General features: G+C 45.9%; 21 protein-coding genes, 1 tRNA gene and 1 riboswitch. Of the genes, 10 read left to right on the top strand and 12 right to left on the bottom strand.

Annotation, left to right across the window (positions count from 1 at the left end; all coding sequences use genetic code 11):
* Positions 1-9: 9 nt before the first annotated feature.
* Genes HF966_RS01805 through HF966_RS01795 form a run of 3 tightly spaced genes read right to left on the bottom strand, consistent with a single transcriptional unit; the run spans position 10 to position 2,652 of the window.
* Entirely contained in the window at positions 10-672 is a 663-nt protein-coding gene (locus HF966_RS01805) for an energy-coupling factor transporter transmembrane component T family protein (protein WP_168675962.1), read from the bottom strand.
* Positions 669-2,078: an ABC transporter ATP-binding protein gene (locus HF966_RS01800; RefSeq protein WP_168675961.1), complete on the bottom strand. Its 1,410-nt coding sequence runs from the start codon at positions 2,076-2,078 to the stop codon at positions 669-671. Before HF966_RS01800 ends, HF966_RS01805 begins: the two co-directional genes overlap by 4 nt.
* Positions 2,071-2,652 carry an ECF transporter S component gene (locus HF966_RS01795; RefSeq protein ID WP_168675960.1) on the bottom strand — a complete coding sequence of 194 codons (582 nt, stop codon included), beginning with the start codon at positions 2,650-2,652 and terminating at the stop codon, positions 2,071-2,073. Before HF966_RS01795 ends, HF966_RS01800 begins: the two co-directional genes overlap by 8 nt.
* A 137-nt stretch (positions 2,653-2,789) precedes the next feature.
* Positions 2,790-2,879, bottom strand: a riboswitch (TPP riboswitch).
* A gap of 116 nt (positions 2,880-2,995) precedes the next feature.
* Here HF966_RS01795 and HF966_RS01790 point away from each other — a divergent pair.
* Positions 2,996-4,333, top strand: a complete 1,338-nt coding sequence (locus HF966_RS01790; protein ID WP_168675959.1) for a dihydrolipoyl dehydrogenase family protein — start codon at positions 2,996-2,998, stop codon at positions 4,331-4,333.
* Positions 4,334-4,407: 74 nt separating this feature from the next.
* On the opposite strand, the gene HF966_RS01785 is transcribed toward HF966_RS01790, so the two are convergent.
* A tRNA-Gln gene (locus HF966_RS01785) sits at positions 4,408-4,479 on the bottom strand.
* A gap of 110 nt (positions 4,480-4,589) precedes the next feature.
* Here HF966_RS01785 and HF966_RS01780 point away from each other — a divergent pair.
* From HF966_RS01780 to HF966_RS01770, 3 genes are all read left to right on the top strand, one after another.
* Positions 4,590-5,096: a phosphatidylglycerophosphatase A family protein gene (locus tag HF966_RS01780; protein ID WP_168675958.1), complete on the top strand. Its 507-nt coding sequence runs from the start codon at positions 4,590-4,592 to the stop codon at positions 5,094-5,096.
* Positions 5,097-5,251: 155 nt separating this feature from the next.
* A complete protein-coding gene (gene nagA / locus HF966_RS01775) occupies positions 5,252-6,397 on the top strand; it encodes an N-acetylglucosamine-6-phosphate deacetylase (RefSeq protein ID WP_168675957.1) in 1,146 nt (381 codons plus the stop codon).
* On the top strand, positions 6,397-7,104 hold the full coding sequence (locus HF966_RS01770; protein WP_168675956.1) for a GntR family transcriptional regulator: 708 nt from the start codon (positions 6,397-6,399) through the stop codon (positions 7,102-7,104). Before nagA ends, HF966_RS01770 begins: the two co-directional genes overlap by 1 nt.
* A 153-nt stretch (positions 7,105-7,257) precedes the next feature.
* Here HF966_RS01770 and HF966_RS01765 read toward each other — a convergent pair whose 3' ends face one another.
* From HF966_RS01765 to HF966_RS01740, 6 genes are all read right to left on the bottom strand, one after another.
* Positions 7,258-7,953 (bottom strand): methionine ABC transporter permease, encoded by a 696-nt coding sequence (locus HF966_RS01765; RefSeq protein WP_168675955.1) that lies wholly within the window; start codon positions 7,951-7,953, stop codon positions 7,258-7,260.
* A gap of 2 nt (positions 7,954-7,955) precedes the next feature.
* Positions 7,956-9,035 (bottom strand): methionine ABC transporter ATP-binding protein, encoded by a 1,080-nt coding sequence (locus HF966_RS01760; RefSeq protein WP_168675954.1) that lies wholly within the window; start codon positions 9,033-9,035, stop codon positions 7,956-7,958.
* A 17-nt stretch (positions 9,036-9,052) separates the two neighbouring features.
* Positions 9,053-10,393 (bottom strand): M20/M25/M40 family metallo-hydrolase, encoded by a 1,341-nt coding sequence (locus HF966_RS01755; protein WP_168675953.1) that lies wholly within the window; start codon positions 10,391-10,393, stop codon positions 9,053-9,055.
* A 62-nt stretch (positions 10,394-10,455) separates the two neighbouring features.
* The gene (locus tag HF966_RS01750) at positions 10,456-11,301 is read right to left on the bottom strand and encodes a MetQ/NlpA family ABC transporter substrate-binding protein (RefSeq protein ID WP_168675952.1); all 846 of its coding nucleotides are present in this window, start codon (positions 11,299-11,301) and stop codon (positions 10,456-10,458) included.
* A 115-nt stretch (positions 11,302-11,416) separates the two neighbouring features.
* Entirely contained in the window at positions 11,417-12,265 is an 849-nt protein-coding gene (locus tag HF966_RS01745; RefSeq protein WP_168675951.1) for a MetQ/NlpA family ABC transporter substrate-binding protein, read from the bottom strand.
* A gap of 390 nt (positions 12,266-12,655) precedes the next feature.
* Complete coding sequence (locus HF966_RS01740) at positions 12,656-13,336, bottom strand: YoaK family protein (protein ID WP_168675950.1); 681 nt, start codon at positions 13,334-13,336, stop codon at positions 12,656-12,658.
* A gap of 468 nt (positions 13,337-13,804) precedes the next feature.
* Between HF966_RS01740 and HF966_RS01735 the strand changes: the two genes are divergently transcribed.
* Together HF966_RS01735 and HF966_RS01730 are read left to right on the top strand one after the other, a co-directional pair.
* Positions 13,805-16,489: a cation-translocating P-type ATPase gene (locus tag HF966_RS01735; RefSeq protein ID WP_168675949.1), complete on the top strand. Its 2,685-nt coding sequence runs from the start codon at positions 13,805-13,807 to the stop codon at positions 16,487-16,489.
* Positions 16,476-16,919 (top strand): chemotaxis protein, encoded by a 444-nt coding sequence (locus HF966_RS01730; protein WP_168675948.1) that lies wholly within the window; start codon positions 16,476-16,478, stop codon positions 16,917-16,919. Before HF966_RS01735 ends, HF966_RS01730 begins: the two co-directional genes overlap by 14 nt.
* Before the next feature lie 39 nt (positions 16,920-16,958).
* Here the strand turns inward: HF966_RS01730 and HF966_RS01725 are convergent, their stop codons facing one another.
* Entirely contained in the window at positions 16,959-17,366 is a 408-nt protein-coding gene (locus HF966_RS01725; RefSeq protein ID WP_168675947.1) for a Fur family transcriptional regulator, read from the bottom strand.
* A 124-nt stretch (positions 17,367-17,490) separates the two neighbouring features.
* Between HF966_RS01725 and HF966_RS01720 the strand changes: the two genes are divergently transcribed.
* The 4 genes from HF966_RS01720 to HF966_RS01705 are packed head-to-tail and all read left to right on the top strand — an operon-like array spanning position 17,491 to position 20,401.
* On the top strand, positions 17,491-18,165 hold the full coding sequence (locus tag HF966_RS01720) for a VIT1/CCC1 transporter family protein (protein WP_168675946.1): 675 nt from the start codon (positions 17,491-17,493) through the stop codon (positions 18,163-18,165).
* 26 nt (positions 18,166-18,191) lie between these two features.
* Complete coding sequence (locus HF966_RS01715; RefSeq protein ID WP_168676140.1) at positions 18,192-18,896, top strand: VIT1/CCC1 transporter family protein; 705 nt, start codon at positions 18,192-18,194, stop codon at positions 18,894-18,896.
* 46 nt (positions 18,897-18,942) lie between these two features.
* Positions 18,943-19,812, top strand: coding sequence for a YihY/virulence factor BrkB family protein (locus HF966_RS01710; RefSeq protein WP_168675945.1), 870 nt, complete (start codon positions 18,943-18,945; stop codon positions 19,810-19,812).
* Complete coding sequence (locus HF966_RS01705; RefSeq protein WP_168675944.1) at positions 19,805-20,401, top strand: DUF1054 family protein; 597 nt, start codon at positions 19,805-19,807, stop codon at positions 20,399-20,401. The genes HF966_RS01710 and HF966_RS01705 overlap by 8 nt, the downstream gene beginning before the upstream one ends.
* Positions 20,402-20,433: 32 nt before the next feature.
* Here HF966_RS01705 and HF966_RS01700 read toward each other — a convergent pair whose 3' ends face one another.
* A complete protein-coding gene (locus tag HF966_RS01700) occupies positions 20,434-21,255 on the bottom strand; it encodes a hypothetical protein (RefSeq protein ID WP_168675943.1) in 822 nt (273 codons plus the stop codon).
* Positions 21,256-21,264: the final 9 nt, after the last annotated feature.

Here is a 21,264-nt window from a genome sequence, read left to right as displayed (position 1 = left end):
ACGGTCTCCTTAGTACCAATGGGGTAGCAATAACAATTGGAAAGCAATTAGGGCAATAATGGCAATGACCCAGTCGAGTCGCTTAATTGTCACAGCTTCAAGATGGGTGCGTTGGGCACCCTCGGTGAAGCCGTGACTGACCATCCCCTCAGCCAAGCTCTGTGACCAACGAATGGCAGACAAGATGGCTTTAAAATACAACTGTGGTTCCCAAATGTGTAGTGTCATGCCACGCATCTGGGCAGCCACACGAATGGTTTTAATTTGTTGATTTACCGCTGGCATAAAGTTCAAAACGCCAACCAAGGCATAAACAAAGGTGGGGCTTAAATGCGCCCGTTGCTCAAGTGTCGCTAGGAAAATATCGCGTTCGTCATTGAGCTTTAGGGTAAATAAGCCACCAAGCCAGAGGTAGGCATACACACGCGACAGCATGACCCACGCCATATGAACATGATCACCCGTCCCAAAGTACATCAACGAAAACCATGATCCCAATCCTGGCAAGACTGGTAACAAGCATAGCCAGAGCCATTGTCGCCACCGCAAATGTAAGATGAGATATAAGACGGCGCTCACGGCAATGACAATCAGATTAATGGTGACACTTTTAATGAAGGTTAATTCTAAGGCAATAATCATAATCACGCCAAATTTCATCAGTGGGTTCATGATGCGTCACCTCGAAAAGTTAATGCTTGATCTTCAAACTGAAGATGGTAATCAAACCAATCAGTCACCGCGTGCAATTGATGACTAATCATCACCACGGTTTGAGCCTGCTGGGTCGTAATTTCCGCAATGATGGCTAAGAGATGTGCTTGTGACACACTATCCAAGCCAGCCAAGGGTTCATCAAACAACAAGACTGGCGTGCCAGTCATCAGCATCAGCAAAACTTGGAGCTTTTTTTGTTGGCCACCAGAAAGTTGGTAAACGATATGGTCGCGCACATGGGCGAGATTTAATCGGGTCAACACGTCATCGAGTACCGCTGACGTCCAAAGTTCTGGAAAGCGGCTCATTTGTTGCGCTTGGGCTAATTCTTCAGCCATGGTCATGGCGACAAATTGTTGTTCCGCGTTTTGGAAGACCAAGGCAACGTCGCGGACATGTTGTGCGATACGCCGTTTGGTTAATGATTGATTCTGATACAGAATTTGACCACCGTATGGATACAGCTTCACTAAGGCAGAAAAAAGAGTTGATTTGCCCACACCATTTGGCCCAGTAATTAGTGTCCGTTTTGCATTCGGGATAGTTAGTGATGTTTTAGACAGTAGGGGGCGGTCACCATTGGTGAGCGTCACCTGGTCCAAAACAACGTCGCCAATCACTGCGTCAGGTTGTGTGGTGTGAACTGCGGGTTGGGTGGGTAATTGCGATAGAATCGTTGTCTTTTCGGCAGTTGATGCGGTGTGCAATCCCCCATCAGCCATCACAAAGACATCATCAATCACGTCGGTGTAGCCACTCCAGTCATGATCAGCAATTAAAATCGTCTTACCAGATTGTTGATAGGCTTTAATTAACTGAATTAATTGTAATCGTGACGTGGGATCCACGTTAGCAAACGGCTCATCAAGGAGTAAGTAATGGCTGTCTGCTGCGAGGACTGCGGCTAAAGCGACTTTTTGCTTCTCGCCACCAGAAAGGGTCATCAAATCATGCCACATGAAGTCACGCATACCCACGCGTGTGAGGGCATCTTCGATACGTGACGTCATGTCTTCAGGGGCGACTTGGAGATTTTCCAAGCTGAAACGCAGTTCTTCAAAAGGTGTTTTCATCACGAATTGCCGGGTGGGATTTTGGAACAAATAACCAATGTGGGCCACCCGTTGAAACGGCACAATATCATGAATCTCGTAGCCATCTAATGTCAATTGGCCGGTGAGTTTACCCCCGCTAAAGGTTGGATAAAGACCAGCCAAAAGTTTTAGCAGGGTGGATTTACCACTTCCACTTGGGCCGACAAGTAAGTTCAAGCTGCCTGGTTGCATTGTCAAAGAGACATCACGGAGGACTGTGGCATCGTTGTAGGCAAAATTAACTTGTTGGACAACGAGTTCAGTCACGACGCAATACACCAGCTTTTTCGATCAACTTTTGGATGGCAACCACTAGGACACCACCAAAGAAGAGTAGTGACACGAAGCGTGTCAAGAACAAGGCGACCAAAAGGCCGATGTGGTATGAGGCATAACCATCACGGAATAGTGACCAGATGAAGGTAATCACAGCACCAGTCACAGCTGATGAGAAAATACCACGCCAGTGCCAATCTTTATAGGCCAAAACGGCGAAACCAGCTTCGCTGGCAATACCTTGGACAAGGCCAGAAAGCAAGGTTGCCACGCCCCATTGGCCACCCAACAACATTTCAACAGCTGCGGCAAAGAGTTCGCCGAGCAAGCCGGCGCCGGCTTGACGAATTAAAATACTGGCCAAAGGAGCAGCCATCATCCAGCCACCAAGCAACAAGTCATTGGCAAATGGTGCCAAGCCCATGGGTGTCAAAGCAGCGGCCAACACGTTATAAACAGGGCCAAGCACCCAGAAGATAAACCCAATAAACACAGCCACAAAGGCGAGTAATAGGACATCGCGGAGCGCCCAATGGCGACGCTTTGAATCTGAAACAGTTTGCATAGGAATATGCCTCCATAAAATTTTTTGTAGTTTGTATCTTATGTCTGGCAGCGTGCAGTTAACTGGTGTCTTGGCGTTGATATTTTGGACAAATAAAAAAACGCCTGGCTTTTTATGAACCATGCGTTTGCTCAAGACACACTAAAGCGCAATGCTCCCTTCGCTGGTACTAACCAGATCAGGTTCAATGGGTGTTTCTCAGCCAAAAGGCACCCCAGATTGTTAAATATTAAACTACACGTTAAATTTAACATATGTCACGGGTTTATGCAAATATTTTCATGAAAGCAGGCCCGATAGAGATGAAAAAATGCTGGTATAATATGTTTTAGTGAGGTGAATCATGACAAAATATGAATTTGATCTTGGTGTAATTGGTGCAGGCCCTGCTGGCTTGGCTGCGGCTTATGCCGCGCAAGCATTAGGCAAGCAAGTCGCGATTTTTGAAGATTATCTCTGGGGTGGGACGTGCCCTAATTATGGCTGTGACCCGAAAAAGATTTTATTGGCAGCTGTTGAAGGTATTCATCGACAATCCGCCCTCCAAAATCTTGGGCTACGTGGTCTGTTAACCATTGATTGGTCTGCATTGATGGCGCACAAGCAACGTTATGTCGATGCGGTTGAACCCCGGAAAATTCGCGGGTTGGATGAGGCCGGGATTACCCGTTTCTGTGGTCGGGCGGCATTTGTGAACGCCGATACCGTTTCGGTGGGTGAAACAGGGGATCAGATTAAGGCGCGAGATTGGGTGATTGCCACAGGGCAACGGCCCAAAACGTTGACGTTTCCAGGTGCCGAATTGGCCGAAGATTCTGAAGCATTTTTGAATTTGCCCGTCATGCCAGAAGACGTGACGTTTATCGGTGCTGGGTATATCGGAATGGAATTTGCCAATATTACCCAAGCTGCCGGCGCCCACACACGTATAGTCACTGCAGGGCCGACAGCGCTACGGTCATTTGATCAAACCTTAGTCCGTCAGCTCATCACCGACATGCAAGAAACAGGTATTGACTGGTATTTTAATGCCACTGTCCAACAAATCATGCAGACGCCATCAGGACGATTAACGGTGACCTTGACTGATGGGACGCAATTTGAAACGGAACGGGTGTTTGCGACGGCTGGTCGCGTGGCCAATGCGGATCAACTACAGCTGGAAAATGCGGGGGTGGTCTGGGAGACAACGGAAATTCCGGTTGATGACCATTTGCGCACGTCAAACCCACATATTTATGCGATTGGGGATGTCGGTGGTTCACCGGTGGCCAAATTAGTGCCAACTGGGAACCATGAAGGGCGTTACGTGGCACAAGTCATTACTGGATTGACCACTGCCGCCATCACTTATCCGGCTATTCCAGGGGTGGTGTTTGGCACCCAACATATTGCGCAAGTCGGGTTATCTGTTGAGGCAGGACAGACAAAGGGGTATCGGGTAACGGATGTGGATATGAGTCAAGTCATGCCTTTTTATCGCTATAATGATACGGCACGGGTACGGACAGTTCTTGATGATGACGGATATATCGTTGGCGCAAGCGTTATTGCCGCTGAGGCAGAAGAAGTCATTAATTATTTTGTCACAGCCATTAATGAGCGACGGACGTTAGCAGAAACGCAAGCTAACTTATATGCTTATCCATCATTAGGATCAGAATTTGCAACATTTTATTAAAAGCCATCGTCTCAGACGATGGCTTTTTTATGTTTTTCAGGTCATAAAAAAAGCAGTCCGAAGACTGCTAGGCATTGCCCCTGTTGGATTCGAACCAACGCATAGTGGCACCAGAAGCCACCGCCTTACCGCTTGGCCAAGGGGCAATTACTCTATCTATTTTACAGAGTTCAACTCGGTTTTGCAAGCCTAAAATAGGCTTTGTCAAATTCTGATTTATTGTTTATACTAAGGACATATTAAAGGGAGAAACACCATGGCATACGCAACTTACGAGAATACTGTTGAAAAACTTAAGCAGCATCACATTTCCATTCATGATATTGCGTTAATTGGTTTTGATAGCCAACACCGGTATCAACCTGACCTCACGTTAGCCCAAGTTGAAGAAGCGGTGGTGAGTATTTTGCATAAACGTGTGGTTCAACACCAAATTTGGGTCGCATTAGAGCTTGATCGTTTGGCCGAAGCCCATTTACTTGAATCACCTTTACAGGATTTGGTAGAAGGGGATGATTCACTTTTTGGTGTGGATGAAACACTTGGTACAGCAATTGCGATGTCATATGACACCATTGGTGTCACAAACTATGGTTACATTGATAAGACCAAGGTTGGTTTGGTTGGGGAATTAGATCGCATTGGGAAAACAACTGCTGCTGTCACAACCTTTGCTGATGATATTGTCGGGGCATTGGCTGCTGCTGCCGCCTCAAAAATTGCTCACAACTATGCTAAAAATATTATTGCGCACCAGATATAGTGACACATGACGCGGCAGCGTCTTTTTTTAGTGAGATTTGCATAATCGGTCTATACCAATTATAATGAAGGTAACAAGAAAAAGGAGGCAGTGTCCCCTACCATAAATTATTCATGTGCATATTGAATAATGGTGATACTGTGGCACGTATAATCATGGCAAATTTATTGAAAAATATTGATCTTTACACGGGATACAAGCATATGCCAGCTGCGTATATCCGTTTTTCTGATACGATTTTAGATGTTGGGTATATGGCAGATTTTGTCCCAGATGCGGCAGATACAGTCATTGAAGAGGCCAGTGGTCGCTTGGTTGTGCCCGGCTTTATTGATGTGCATAAGCACGGTGGTTACGGCTTTGATACAATGGATGGTGATCCTGATAAACTCAATGAGATGGTTAATTTGATGGTGACGGAAGGGATTACGTCGCTTTTCCCAACGACCATGACGCAGTCACCGGAAAATATTGAACGTGCTTTGGTGACGATTGATTATGTAGCAAAGACGAATCCAGTCATTCAAGGGATTCATTTGGAAGGGCCATTCATTAACAAAGTCTTCATGGGGGCACAACCAGAAGAATATATTGTCAATCCTGACACTGACCTGCTTAAAAAGTGGTATGCCTTATCTGGTGAACGGATTCGCTTAGTCACGTATGCGCCCGAAAATGGGGGTATCCCTGATTTTGAAGCCTTTATGTTAGCACATCATATTCGCCCATCAGTTGGGCACTCTAATGCCACGCGTGAACAATTAACCCATTCACGGGCGACGCATGTGACGCATCTTTATAATGCGCAACGCCCTTTGCATCATCGCGAACCTGGTGTCACAGGGCATGCCATGTTGGAATCTTCCATGACTGCGGAACTGATCGCTGATGGCTTCCACATTGTACCGGATATGCTAGAACTCGCCTTTCGTTTGAAGGGACCAGAACGACTGGAATTAATTACGGATTCGATGCGAGCTGAAGGCTTGGGTGATGGGGAGTCTGAGCTTGGTGGACAAAAAGTTATCGTTCAAGATAAACAGGCGCGTCTTGAAAATGGGCATCTCGCGGGTTCTGTGTTAGCGTACGATGATGCATTTCGTAATATTCAACAAATGACATCTGCTGACATCCAAGCAGCAGTTCAAATGAGTTCAGTGAATCAAGCCCGTGAATTTGGGTTGACCCAAAAAGGCGAACTCGCTATCGGCAAAGATGCTGATTTTAATTTATTTAATAAGGAAAATATGCAACTTCAAGCGACCTATTCATTAGGCCGGCGATTTGCACGGAAGAATTAATGACAAAACCGGCCACACCACGTTACATCCAAATTCATAATCAGATTAAAGCGCGCATCGAAGCGGGGGAATGGCAGTCACATAAGCGACTGCCGGCCGAACGTGAATTAGCCGCAGCTTTTAATGTGTCGCGAATGACCCTACGTCAAGCGGTACAGACCCTTGTTGATGAGGGGTTGTTAGAACGTAAAGTTGGTTCTGGGACGTATGTGGCCGAGCAAAAAGTGTCGGAACGTGCCCTTGGTATGACCAGTTTTACCGAATTAATGGCGGCAACCGGCCGCGTGGCCCGCACACAGACGATCAGTTACAAAGTGACGTCACCGTCGGCTTCGGAAATGACTCATTTACAACTTTTGGAAACGGATGACGTCTTGGTGATGGAGCGTTTGCGAATGGGGGACGATGAACCGATTTTACTAGAACGTGCCACATTGCCGTTAAAGTTAGTGGGGGACTTTTCAAAGCACGATTTGACGGAATCTTTGTATGTCACGTTAAACCAAGCCGGCATTCTGCCAGGTCGCGCGGAACAAACGATTTCAGCAAGTTTGGCGAATGAACGGCTTGCCGAGTTGTTACAGATTAAGCGTGGGGATGCGATTTTGACGGTACGTCAAGTATCTTTTGACCAAAATGATTTACCGTTTGAGTATGTCCGCTCATACTATGTGGGCGAACGTTTTGAATTTACATTAACGCGATAAAGCAAAAAGACTAGCGGATGCTAGTCTTTTTTAGTGGGGAGAAAAATCAGGCTGAGTGCCATCACTCCCAGTGCGTCACTTAAACGTCGCGTCAGTGCTTGAGTCGACGTTTAGGTTTTTTGAATGACACCTGCATGACATTTAATAGGATGGTTACTTATGGCTTAACTTTTTGGCGAGGTAATCGCCAACTAATTGAACAATCAAGACAAAGATTAAGACGAGTAAGGTGGCAACCCATGTCGTATCCGTGGCAAAACGGTTATAGCCGTATGAAATGGCCATGTTACCTAAGCCACCAGCACCGATGGCACCGGCCATGGCTGTCAAACCAATTAAACTAATGAGTGTGACGGTTGAGACACGAATAATCTCTGAACGCCCTTCGCGCAGATACACGCCAAAGACAATATCCCAAAATGATGCACCGACTGCTTGCGCGGCTTCAACAATACCGCTATCCACTTCGGCTAAAGCCACTTGTACTTGACGCGCGTAAAAGGGGAAGACGCCAAGAGACAAAGGCACTAGCGCTGCGGTTGTTCCGATTTGTGTCCCGACCAGGAGCTTGGTAAAAGGTGCAATCGCAGCCAGTAAAATAATGAACGGCACGGCACGGAAAATTGAGACCACTTTGTCAAACAACCAAAAGAGGGGACGATTTGGCGTGATGCCATTTGGTGCGGTAATGACCAGGCCAATACCAAAAATAAGGCCAAGTAGGCCGCCAAAGAGGGCTGACCAAAAAGTCATAAAGAGTGTTTCAGTGATGGCCGTTAACCAACCGGTATCACCAGTCCAGCCTTGATAAACCACGTTTGGAAATGTATGTGCGAACCATGTTTGCATGATTATTGCCCTCCTTTAAGAATTTCAACTTCAACATGATGATCGGCCAAGGTTGAAATTGATGCTTTAATTTGCTCAGACGTCCCAGACAGAATCACGAGCAGCGACCCAACAGGCGTGTCTTGCAACACTTCAATGTTGCCGTATAAAATATTGGCGGTCACATTGAAGTCACGGAATAGACCCGCGATGAGTGGTTCATCAGTGGTGTCGCCCACATAGGCCAAACGGACAAAGATTTCATTGGGTTGTAAGTTCGTGACTAATGGCTGGCCTGCGATGGTTGCAATGGCTTTATCGATGTTGGTGGCTGTTTCAATGAATTCTTTGGTCAGTTGTTCCTTTGGTTGCGCAAAGATGTCCAGTAGTGAGCCACGTTCAATGATTTCGCCATCTTGCATCACAGCGACTTTATTGGCGACTTCTTTGACGGCCTGCATTTCATGCGTAATGAGAACAATCGTCAAGCCTAGTTCTTGGTTGAGCTTTTTGAGCAAGGCCAAAATTTGGTTAGTGGTCTTGGGGTCAAGCGCTGAAGTCGCTTCATCAGAGATTAAAATTTCTGGGTCGTTAGCCAAAGCACGCGCGATGGCCACACGCTGCTTTTGCCCACCAGAAAGTTGTGAGGGATATTGTTGGGCACGATCAGACAGATCCACCAAGTCCAAGAGTTCAGCGACTTTTTGTGCTTTTTCTTTTTCTGACAAGGGACTGTGTTGCAAGGCGAACGCGACGTTTTCTGTGACAGTTCGTTCATTTAGCAAGTTGAAATGTTGGAAAATCATACCAATTTTTCGCCGGCGGTCACGTAGGTTTTTGCTTGTGATACGCGTGGCTTTATCGGTTTTGGCGTCACTTTGAAAGAAGACTTCGTCATTGACGACAACTGAGCCGCTGGTTGGTTCTTGGAGAAGGTTAATGACGCGTACTAAGGTTGATTTACCAGCGCCAGAATACCCAACAATCCCGTAAACGTCGCCACGTTCGATGTGAACAGAAACATTGTTGACAGCAGTGATGGTCCGCTTTTTTTGATGAAAAGTGACAGTAATATTGTCTAATGCAATAATGGGATGACTCATTCATTTACTCCTTTAGTTCAAATACTTGGGGTATGATAACTTTTGATTAACGCCTTCACAGCATCAATATGTTGGTTATAATCAACCAGACGAATATGCTCATTTGGTGCATGATCGAGGTTGTTAGCATAACCTACGCCAAGACTGGCAATTGGGGCCTGTAAAGCTGCATAAACAGTTGCCATGGGGCCAGTGCCAGGCGAAGTAGGCATGACAACCGGTGCGACTTGATAGTAGGCTTTGGCCACCGAGATGACCCGTTGAATTTCTGGGTCAGACATGTCACTGCGATAACCAGCCAAGCCCAGCGTTTTGGTGACGGTAATATCTGAAAAACCTTGCGCAATCAAATGGTCAGTTATGCGTTGTAACGTGACGTCCGGTGACATATTTGGTACCAAGCGCGCCTCTAATTTGGCGGTGGCGGTGGCTGGCAAGACAGTTTTTACACCTCTACCATTATACCCCGAGATCAGGCCTTGCACATTAAGGGTGGGTTGGAAATACAACGTTTCTTTTAAATCTTGACCGTTGCGATCCGTGTAAAGTGGCACTTTTAGGCCGTGTTGGGCTACTAGATCTTCCCGTGTTAGCGGTAACTGGCCAATTAAAGCTTTTTCGCGTGCATTGGGTGCAGCGACCTCATCATAAAAATGCGGCACGGCAATATTGCCTTGTTGATCAAATAATGTCGCAATGGCTTGTGATAAGCGAAGCGGAGCCGAGTCCACAACAGCCGACAATGATGAGTGTAGGTCACTATCCGCGGTATGAGCTGTTAATTCAAAGGTCACAATGCCCTTATTTCCACCATAAATTTCTACAATGTCAGCCGCATTTTTACCACCAGATTCCCAAAGGATTAAGTCTGCCGGGCGATTTTGGGTATGTTTTGCTAAGTATTGTGGTAAGAATTGTGAGGCAGTTTCTTCAGCACCTTCGACAATGAAGACGATATTGACTGGTAATGTGTTATCATTTTCTGCTAAATATTCAGCAACAGCCGCTAGTCGTGCAGTCAAGTTGCCTTTATCATCGTCAACACCACGGCCATAAAGCTTGCCATCACGTGCTGATAAAGTCCATGGGGCAGTGGTCCAAAGGTCAAGTGGTTCGGCAGGTTGCACATCATAATGATTATAGATGACGAGCGTTTTTGCATCAGGTCGTGAACTGGGAAATTCAGCCAGCACAAAGGGGGCAAAAAACGTGTCATCATAAGTCACTTTTGCACCAAGTTGGTCAAAAGCATGGGCAATCATTTGAGCTGCTTCAGGCAGTGACGCTGCCTGAGCGGACACACTTGGAATGGACACAAGTTTTTCAAGTAAGTTGAGGTAGTCTTGGCGGATAGTCATGTGTCTTCTCCCGTTTCACATATGTACCTGCAAGCGTACTTGCAGCTATTGGTGCTGGTTGGTTATTTCTTGTAGTCCCAGACAGTAATTTCAGCGTTACCGTAGAACTTCTTAACCAAAGCCTTGGTCTGAGCCGTTTGTAATGACTTCACAACGTCTTGATAAATTGCCTTGTTTTTATCCTTTTTGTTGGCGGCAATAAAGTTGAAGTATTGTTCAGAATTTTTGTTGAGGCTTTCCACAAAAATGGCTGAGTTGATATCCAAATGTGCTGACTTGGCGTAATTGGTGTTGACAACCGCTGCGCCAACCGTTGGATCGTTTAATGAAGCCGCAGTTTGTGACCCGTCAACCGGTGTAATTTTCAAGTTTTTAGGGTTAGAGGTAATGTCTTTTGGTGTGGCTGCAGTCGTGTTCTTAATCTTAATCAAACCAGCATCGGCCAAAAGGTGTAGGCCACGGTTTTCGTTGGTTGGGTCGTTAGCAATCGTGATTTGATCGCCATCCTTGATTTCTGAAGTTTGCTTATACTTGCCAGAATAAATTCGAAGTGGGGTTGTCCAAGTGTCACCAATAGAGACAATATCAGTCTTATATTGCTTATTCCAGTTCGCCAAGAATGGGTAATTTTGGAATGCATTCAAATCAACTTCACCAGCGGCAAGCGCTTTGTTGGGTTGGAGGTAATCAGTGAACTTCTTAGTCTTTAATGTGATACCGTACTTCTTTTTGGCTGTTTCACTAACAGATTGCCAAATTTCATCTTCGTTTTTATCACCAGCCATCACACCGATGGTTACTGTTTTATTGGTTGCTTCTTTACTTTGACCACCAAAGCTGAAATAAGCACCAACGGCAACGACTGCGACGGCTACACCGCCAATAATCCAATTTTTCTTTTGACTCATGTGACAAATCTCCTTCTGTTTTCCTATGTGGGTTAGCGACTAACGCGCTGATGTGAACGAACTAGCCAAGGCTTGGGTCGCTCACATCAGTAAACTAATCGTTACTGATATGCTGTTATTTTGAGAAATCTTTTCCCCATGCGGCAAGTTCCACGCCGTCATAAGCTTTGTTAATGACATCTTTTGTTGTTTGCGTCTGGTAGGCCTTCACAACATCTTTTAACACGGTTTTATTTTTATCTTTGGCGTTAGCGGCAATGATATTGACCCATTGGTGTGAATCTTTGTTAATGGGTTCTACGAAGATCGCCTTTTTGTAGTCCAAACCAGCGGTATCGGCATACGTCCCGTTGACAACGGCACCTTGCACATCAGATAAGGCACGAGCTGTTTGGTCAGCGGCGAGCTCCTTGATTTTCAAATTCTTTGGATTCTTCGTGATGTCCTTGACGGTTGCTGTTTTGAGACCAGGCTTTAGGTCAATTAAGCCGGCGGCCTTCAAAACATAGAGTGAACGGCTTTCGTTAGAGGCATCATTTGGCACGGCAATGGTATCACCAGTTTTAAAATCAGCGACGTTCTTATACGTTTGACTATACAAACGGATTGGGGAAATCACCGTATCGCCGATGGCGACAATTTTATTGCCAGTTGCTTGATTTGAGGCATCAAGGAAGGCGTAATGTTGAAAAGCATTGATATCGATGTCGCCCTCGGCTAAGGCTTTGTTAGGTTGATTATAATCTGAGAATTCTTTGAATTTTAAGGTAATGCCATATTGTTTTTTGGCTGTTTTAGCCACAGATTGCCAAATCTGGGTATCTTGTTTTGAACCAGACATGATGCCGACTTTGACAATTTTGTCGTCAGTCTTGCGACCATGGTTGCCAAAACTCGCATAGCCAATCCCACCAATGGCGACAATGAGTGCGCCGCCAATGAACCAATTTGTTACTTTACTCATGTATTATTCTCCCAAATGTTATCTGACGCGATTTTAGAAAGGCAGTTGTTGCATTTGCAATAAAAAAAGCCGCTTCTGTATACCTAAATACAGAAGCGGCTAAAAAGCGCGTTACCATTCTGAGTTGTCAGCCAATATTACTATTGACTTGCTCACTAACCATCGGGCATCGGGAGATGATCCTAGCCGAATGGTGTGCCCAGTAACGAGGGCCAAACCGTTGCTAGCTAAATGGTAAACCAATTCGCCAACACCAATCACAGGTCATTTTCACAATCGCACGCACGCTAATTCTCATCAACCATTAGCTTTCTGGGCTTTGCTTAATTGCTACTTTCCTGTTCAACTTGTTTATTTCTAAAATCGTTAAATCTTATAATACGCACCTGATTAATATTTGTCAACACCTTTTTTGGAAAAATCAAAAAGTAATGTGAAAATGCTGAGTAAAATCACGCTAGAACCAATGAGCGTATAGCGGTCAAAGAGGTTCACGAGACTGGTTGAAACAAAGGCCCCGACCAAAAAAGCTAAAACAATGAGTGTAAATAAGCCAGCGTTTTTACGCGCTTGTGTGTCCTTTGTGTAGAAAAAAGTCATCATGTTAGCGCCAACGTTACGCAAGTTACCGGTCGACATGACACTTGTAAATGGCAAGCCTTTGACTTTTGGGAAAGCATCAAGCTGAATGGCGAGGAAAAATGAGAGCATGGTGATATAGAGGGTGCTTGACATCAAAGCGCCGAGTACCACGACAAAACTGATGCCCAACGTTTCGACAAGTAGGCTATGTTGTTGTTGAGAGAGCTTGCCTGATTTGAATTCGCGTTTTAATATCCCGTTAAAAGCGGCGCCTAAAATGAAAAAAAGAATCGGCAAAATAAAACTTTGGGCAGCGACAAATTCACCTTTGGCCAGCAAAATACCCGCTTGAATGATATTACCAGTTTGTAAACTGGCGAACCGTTCACCGTGATATTGAAAGGTGTAGGCATCGACAAAGCCGGAATTGGCCGCTAAAAGTAAGGCAATGGGTAAGCGTTCGTGAATGGGGTGGGCAGATTTTGACATGTGCGTAATGGCAGGCAAAGGGGACAAATAGGGGTGTGAGGGTGTGCAATGCCTGCGTCCTTCCGATGATTTTTATCATTCTATTTTACGTTATTTTCGACATAAAGGGAATAAGTCGACGGGACGTGTTGGTTTTGAAAGCCGGCGTTTGCTGTATACCTGAGCCAGTAGGGTGGCAGTGTGGCCTTTTAGGTCAGAGCAAGTCGCTTGCGTGACTGTAGCTGCTTTGTTAGAATAAAGGTATCAACATTCCTGAGGGAGTAACTGGCGGATTTTCCGCGATAATACCGTCAAAGCGAGCCATGTTAAAGACGTGGCTTATATCGAACAAGGTGTTCCGGTATTATCTTAAATGGTGAGACTCATGTAAATAACCGGTGCCGATGCATTGTGTTATTTATATGGGTCTTTTTTTTGAAGTGAGACACAGGAATGACAGCGCAAAAGCGTAGGAGGAAAGAGGAAAGTATGGCAGACCAGCCAAGATATAATCAAGAGGCACAAACGATTTTGACCGAACTCAACACAGATGGCCAACGTGGCTTAAGTCAAGAAGAAGCCGCGCGACGCCTGGCTGATAATGGTCCAAACCAGTTAAAAGAGGCGGCCAGTACCTCGCTATTTCAAAAGTTTGTCAATCAGTTCAAGGATTTGATGATTGCGATTTTACTCATTGCGGCAATTGTCGCCGGGTTCACTGGAGAAATGGTGGATGCCTGCTTTATTTTAGCGATTGTGATCATTAATGCAGTCTTTGGCGTATTCCAAGAAGCAAAGGCCGAAGATGCCATTAATGCTTTAAAAGAAATGGCCACCCCGAATGCCAATGTGATTCGTGATGGTAAAGATGTGTCCGTGAAATCAACGGACTTAGTCGTCGGGGATATTGTCCGTTTGGAAGCCGGCGACATCGTACCGGCCGATATTCGGCTGTTAACGTCTGCTTCATTACAAATTGAAGAAGCCTCGTTGACCGGGGAATCTGTCCCAGTCGATAAAGTGGCTGAAGCCTTGCCAGAAAAAGACCTGCCCCTTGGTGACAGGAAAAACTTAGGCTTTATGAACACAAACGTCACATATGGGCGTGGGGTTGGTGTGGTGATTCATACTGGGATGGCAACGGAAATTGGGCATATCGCTGGTATGTTGGAAGCAGCTGACGAAACACGCACCCCGTTGCAGGATAATTTGGTTCAACTCGGCCGCATTTTGACCTATTTGATTTTGGCAATCGCAGCCTTTACCTTTGTTGTCGGCTTGATGCGTGGCAAAGAAACCATTCTGGATATGTTGCTCACTTCAATTTCTTTGGCGGTGGCGGCGATTCCAGAAGGCCTACCTGCGATTGTGACCATTACGTTGGCGCTGGGGACGACACGGATGGCTGGCCGCCAAGCCTTGATTCGTAAATTGCCAGCCGTGGAAACCCTGGGTTCCACAGATATTATTGGTTCTGATAAAACTGGTACGCTCACGCAAAACAAAATGACTGTGGAAAAGCTGGTTGTTAATGCTGAAATATCTGATGCGGCAACGACTGAAGCGCTGACCGGCACGGCAGCGCGTTTGGCAGATATTTTAGCGCTAAATAATGACACGAAGCGCACAGAAAATGGTTATGTTGGGGATCCGACCGAAACAGCCTTAATTGCATTTAACGACAATCATGGCCGTGATTTGGACAAGTTATTTACCGAGATGCCGCGCGTGGCAGAAATTCCGTTTGATTCGGAACGTAAGTTAATGACGACAGTTCACCCCGCGCCAGAAGGCTATATCATCACCGTTAAAGGGGCACCTGATGAGTTGTTGAAACGGGCCACTAAGATTGAAATGCACGGCGACATCGTGCCGTTGACTGATGCGATCCGTGCCAAACTATTGGCGATTAATTCGGAATTGGCGACGCAAGCACTGCGGGTGTTAGGTTTTGCTTATCACTTATCAAAAACACTGCCACCAGAGATGACTTCTGTAGCAGTCGAAAAAGACTTAGTCTTTACTGGCTTTGTGGGGATGATTGATCCAGAACGGCCAGAAGTTGCCCAAGCCGTAGCTGAAGCGAAAGCAGCGGGTATTCGCCCAATGATGATTACTGGCGACCACCGCGACACCGCAGCTGCCATTGCCATTCGATTGGGAATCTTAGATGAAGCCGACCGTGACACCGCGGTGATTTCAGGCTCAGATTTGGATCGTATGACAGCGGCTGAATTTTCAGAGAAGGTGGACCAGTATAGTGTTTATGCGCGTGTAGCACCAGAACATAAAGTTAAAATTGTCACAGCTTGGCAAAATAAAGGCAAAGTTGTGGCGATGACTGGTGATGGCGTGAATGATGCGCCAGCCCTTAAAGCGGCCGATATCGGCATCGCCATGGGGATTACAGGGACAGAGGTCTCCAAAGGTGCTTCTGACATGGTCTTAGCTGATGATAATTTTGCCACCATTGTCCATGCCATTGAAGAAGGTCGCAAGGTCTTTACTAATATCCAAAAGGCCTTGCAATACCTTTTGGCTTCAAACTTGGCGGAAGTCATTGCAATATTTGTGATGACCTTATTGGGTTGGGACATTTTAGCACCGATTATGATTTTGTGGATTAACTTGGTCACGGATACGTTGCCAGCCATTGCTTTAGGCGTAGAACCAGCGCAAAAAGATGCGATGACACATGCCCCACGAGGCCGTGGCGCAAGCTTCATGTCTGGCGGCGTTGGCCCAGCCATTATTTGGCAGGGGATGTTACAAGCAGCGATTGTGCTCACCGTTTATGGCTTTGCCTTGGCTTTCCCAGTTCATGCCAACGACACAGCAGCACATCAAGACGCCTTAACGATGTCATTTATGACATTGGGGCTAATGCAAATGTTTAATGCAATTAACGTGAAGTCGGTATATGGCTCAATGCTTGGCCAACAAGCTTTCAAAAACAAATTGTTTAACTGGGCGTTATTGGTGTCACTTATTGCCATGGCAGCTGTTGTAGTGATACCACCATTGAATCCAATCTTCCACGTCTCACACTTGGATGCCTACCAGTGGGCGATCGTCTTGTTGGCCGGATTGAGTATCATTCTGATCGTTGAACTGGTAAAATTAGTACAGCGAAAAATTTTCAAAAAAGGATACGAAGACATTGCCAAAATTTAATCCCAAACAAGCGCAAATGTATGTGCAAACATTACAAAATGTTTTGACCAACACAGAAGACACAGCAACACGCGTGACACCATTTTTTACCAAGCTAGATGACGCCAAAGCAGCTGGTAAAATTGCGGAAATTCCTGCAGCAGAATTTGCTGAAATCAAAGCCGAATTTGAAGATGCGGTTGCAAGTTATCAAGCGAATGCTGCAAAATTGAACGCAGCTTCAGCGCCTGTTCGTCTACTTGGTGTGCACAAGTCACTTGCCAGTGCTTATGCAAAGTATGCTGATGCGACACAATTAATGGCTGATGCAGTTGTTGTGAGTGACCAAAGTGTCGCAGACGATAAGTACGCGCAATCTGAAGAAGAACAGGGCATTTATCTCGAAAAGATTCATGCGGCAGTTGCCAAAATCATGAATGCCAATATGTAATAAAAAAAGACGCTTGCAAGTGATTGCAAGCGTCTTTTTTTAGCGCGCATCTTCTGGGTTGACCCCATAAACTTCAATATGAAAACCGGTAATGTTTAGTCCACTGGCCTGTCTTGCTGCCGCTAAGAGCGGTGCGACATCAAAGTTTTCTGCATCAATGATGGCATTGGTTTGGGTGTTGACAATATGGTAATGGGGTTGACCATAATAATCAAAATGACGCTTCCCATCGCTGAGACTATCAATCACGATGATAATCTCAGCTGCGACAAGGCGTTCAAGTGTATTATAAATGGTTGCCAAGCTGATCATGGGTAAATCTTGATGAATCATTTCGGCAGTCGGATGGGTCTCATGGGTGATGAGATAGTCCAAAATGGCCAGCCGTTGGGCGGTGACTTTTAACCCATGCTTTTTTAAAATGTCACGTTGCGCTTGTGGCGTCATATGTCGTACTCCTTTTTGATGTCATGTTTAGTATATCACGTAAAATAGAATGTTTCTAAATAACTTGATTTAAGGGGCGGGTTTTGATATAACTAGATTAGAATAATTCTAAAAGAGGGAAATCATGGCTAATAAAGATTTGCAGCAACGCAATAACCTGATTCGTGCCGGTGTGATGGGGGCCAACGATGGGATTGTCTCCGTTTCAGGGATCATTTTAGGCGTGGCTGGCGCCACCAGTAACACTGGCACCATTCTCCTGGCGGGATTTGCTGGCATGTTGGCCGGTACCGTGTCCATGGCGATGGGGGAATATGTGTCAGTAAGTTCGCAACACGATGCCCAAGAAAAGGTCCAACAAGATCAAGAACAAGCACTCGCCACAGATTATGCGACAGAATTTGCTTTTGTTAAAGAGAAGTATGTGGCTTCAGGGATTTCCCCCACCTTAGCCCAACAAGCAACCCAAGAAATGATGGCCAAAGATGCCCTAACGACCACGGTTCGGGAGCGCTATGGGTTCACACCCACCCATGAGCTTAGTGCCGGCGGAGCGGCCATAGCTTCGATGATCAGCTTTCCTATTGGGGCTTTGTTGCCGATGCTTGCCATCGGCTTAACACCACTAGTCATACGCGAATGGGTGACGTTTTTTGCAGTTATTCTCGCATTACTCTTGACCGGTTATGCCGCTGCAGCCCTCAACGGTGCGGATAAAAATCGATCGATGGTTCGCAATGTGATGGCCGGCATTTTTACCATGGCGGTAACGTTTGCGATTGGGTCACTTTTCCGATAAGACAACAAGGATGGTAGGCAGGAATGATGTTTAAAAATCAAACAAAACACGCAGCACAACAAGACCAAGCGACCATGGATGAACGCTTGAATGCCATTCGTGCGGGCGTTTTAGGGTCAAATGATGGTGTTTTAACCGTTGTCGGGGTACTTTTTTCAGTGGCCGCAGCGACGACGAATCATTTTGCCATTTTTATTGCTGGTTTAGCCGATTTATTAGCGTGTGCCTTGTCGATGGCGTCAGGTGAGTATGCATCAGTGAGTGCACAATCCGACAGTGAAAAAGTTGTCGTGGCACAAGAACGCCAGCTTTTAGCAACTGATTTTGAGCAACAACGCCAGACAGTGGTCTCATTTTATGTCGGTCGTGGGGTGTCGCCAGAAACGGCAACGGCCATTGCCGATGAATTACTGGCGAAAAAACCATTAGCCACCATGTTAAGCGTCAAGTATGATTTGACACTCGGCCATTATATGAACCCATGGTCTGCTGCTTGGGCCTCTATGTTTAGTGCGGCGTTGGGTGGGGCACTTCCGCTCATCGCCTTGATTTGGGCACCGGTGCGCTATCAATTTTTGGCGACCATCGGCGCAACAGTTGTTGCGGTTGCGTTGACTGGCCTATTAAGTGCCAAAATATCTCATGGGTTAGTGCGACGTGCTATTATCAGAAACGTCGTCATTGGTTTGATCACCATCGCGATTCATTATGGCATTGGCCGCTTCTTTTAGCATAATTTCTTAGACAATATGATTTAATTTTTGGCATAATAGAGGTATGTTAAATGAAATGAAGACCTACTGGCAAAAACTGGATGAACGGTGGCAATTGGCCACACTCGGAGAGCTATTTACGCGTGCGCAAGTGAACTACGTGGGCCCGACCTTTGCGTACTATGCGCTGCTGACAGTATTTCCGATGTTGATGTCTGTTGCGATGATTGTTTCGGTGGCCAATGTGAGTCCGGCAACGTTAATGGCGACTTTAAGTAGTCTCTTACCCAGAGATATTGAGACGGTGGTGTTGCCGATTCTTCAATCGGTTATCGCCTCCAAGCATCTGTCAATTTTATCTTTTTCTGTGCCCTTTACGTTATGGACGGTATCACGGGTGATTGCGGTGTTCCGATTATCCTTTAACCGCATTGCCGATACCGAAGAACGGATTAGTACGATTTTAACGCGTTTTTGGTCGTTTTTGTGGTTATTACTGATTCTAGCAGCTTTTGGTGTGTTACTGATTGGTGGCAATATTTTAACACTGGTTATCCAGCAGTTACCAAGTCATCAATTACCGTTATTCTTGTTACATCAAACACGTTGGCTCATCTGGTTTGGGATGTGGTTGGCCTTAGTCATGTTGAATTACTTTTTGCCAACAAAGCCTGGACGGGCACCACTTAAATATGTGCTTTTAGGCAGTTTGATTGAATTAGGCTTACTGGGACTTTTGAATGTCGCGTTCACTTGGTATGTTAAATTTGGACTCAAACGCTATGATTTTTATCAGTCGATGAGTTCCATTATTGTGTTATTGATTTGGCTGAATTTGATTGCCACGATTTTAGTCACAGGGTATATTTTGATTCAGTGGTTAACCGTGTTGTTTGATAAACAACCTGAAGAAAAGGAGACGGCGCATGTTTGATGACAGCGATTTCGATATTTTTGAAGAAGCGACACTGGATGCCCGTATGACGGCAATTCGTGAGGTCATTGATCCAAAATTTGAGCAACTTGCGCAAGCCATTTTGCCAGTGCTTTCAACGGATGGGCAGACATGGACGGCCCATATTGCCAAGCACTTACGGCGCACAACCAATGCGCCGGATAATACTTGGGTGGCTTTTGCGCCAAATAAGCGTGGGTATAAAATGATGCCACACTTTGAACTCGGTATTTGGGCTGACGCTGTTTATCTCTACTTGGCGGTTGAAGAAAATATGAAGCCGCAAGCGACAGAAGCTATTATGGCTAAAATGCAACAAGCCAGTGATCAAGTGGCGCAGCTACCGACAAGTTATGTGCTGAGCGCAGATCACATGGTTAATGCGACCCAACCCTTAACCCGAGCGGGTTATGAAGCGTTGGTGACCCGTTTTGGTACGGTGCGTCATAGTGAAGTCCTTGTTGGGCTGAAGATCGCACGGGGCGATCAGCGCCTTAACGGCCAATCAGCAGAACCGTTGGTGACTGCAGTGAAGACACTGCTGCCAATCTATCAGTTACTCAAATAAAAAACGTGCCGGCATGACGCCAGCACGTTTTTTTAATGGTAGATGATTAGCATGGACAAGGCAAGCATTAAGACATAACCCATGTGTTGCCAGTTGCCAATTTTTGCTTTGACAAATTGTAACACAAAGGCCAATAGGCTAAAAATAATGACAAAAATCGTGCCAAAACTCACAGCGTGACTAAACACTGTCACCCAAAAGAGGCCTAATGTGAGAATGCTAAGTTTGCGGCCATCGGGATTGGGCATGATCACTGGAGTAAAGAAAAAGCCGAAGCCAAACAACATGGGAAGGAGTTGAGCCAGATAGCGATGGGTCACGAAACCGTTCGTCGTGTAAAAGATCGCGACTGGGACGGTATAAGTTGCTAATACGCTTAGTAAGACGAGGCCTAACCAATTTTGCAAGCCCAGCCATTGTTGTTGAATGGCGATAAAAAACCCGCTCAAGAGGAGTAATAGCAGAAAAATTTCATGGCGGGTTTGGATCAAGGCACTGAACGTCAGTAAAATACTGAGACCAAGAAAGGCATAACTGAGTAAGCTACGCAAATTTTGTGTCATTAAAAGCGTGACCGCAACCGCAACCGCCAGTGTGTAGCCGAAAAGCGGCACAATTTGCCAAGTGAGTGCAGCCCCTGCCAAGGATTTTGTATGCAAGAGCGGTTGGCGCCACCAGACTAAATTTAAACTGACAACAATGACAACGAGTGGCACCCATTGACGCCAATCAAAAAAATCAACGGGATGAAAGTTTTCATAGGCGCGACGTTCACGCGGGTCTGCAGTGATGCGCCGCGGCATGGGGCGCCCATCGGGCAGTTGATGTGATTGTGGGTGATGTGGATAAGTCATAGTCCTATT

This window comes from Leuconostoc holzapfelii, from assembly GCF_012396485.1.
GTDB lineage: Bacteria > Bacillota > Bacilli > Lactobacillales > Lactobacillaceae > Leuconostoc > Leuconostoc holzapfelii.
The sequence above is the reverse complement of the archived record's forward strand: the minus strand, read 5'-3'. Positions and strand labels throughout refer to the sequence as shown.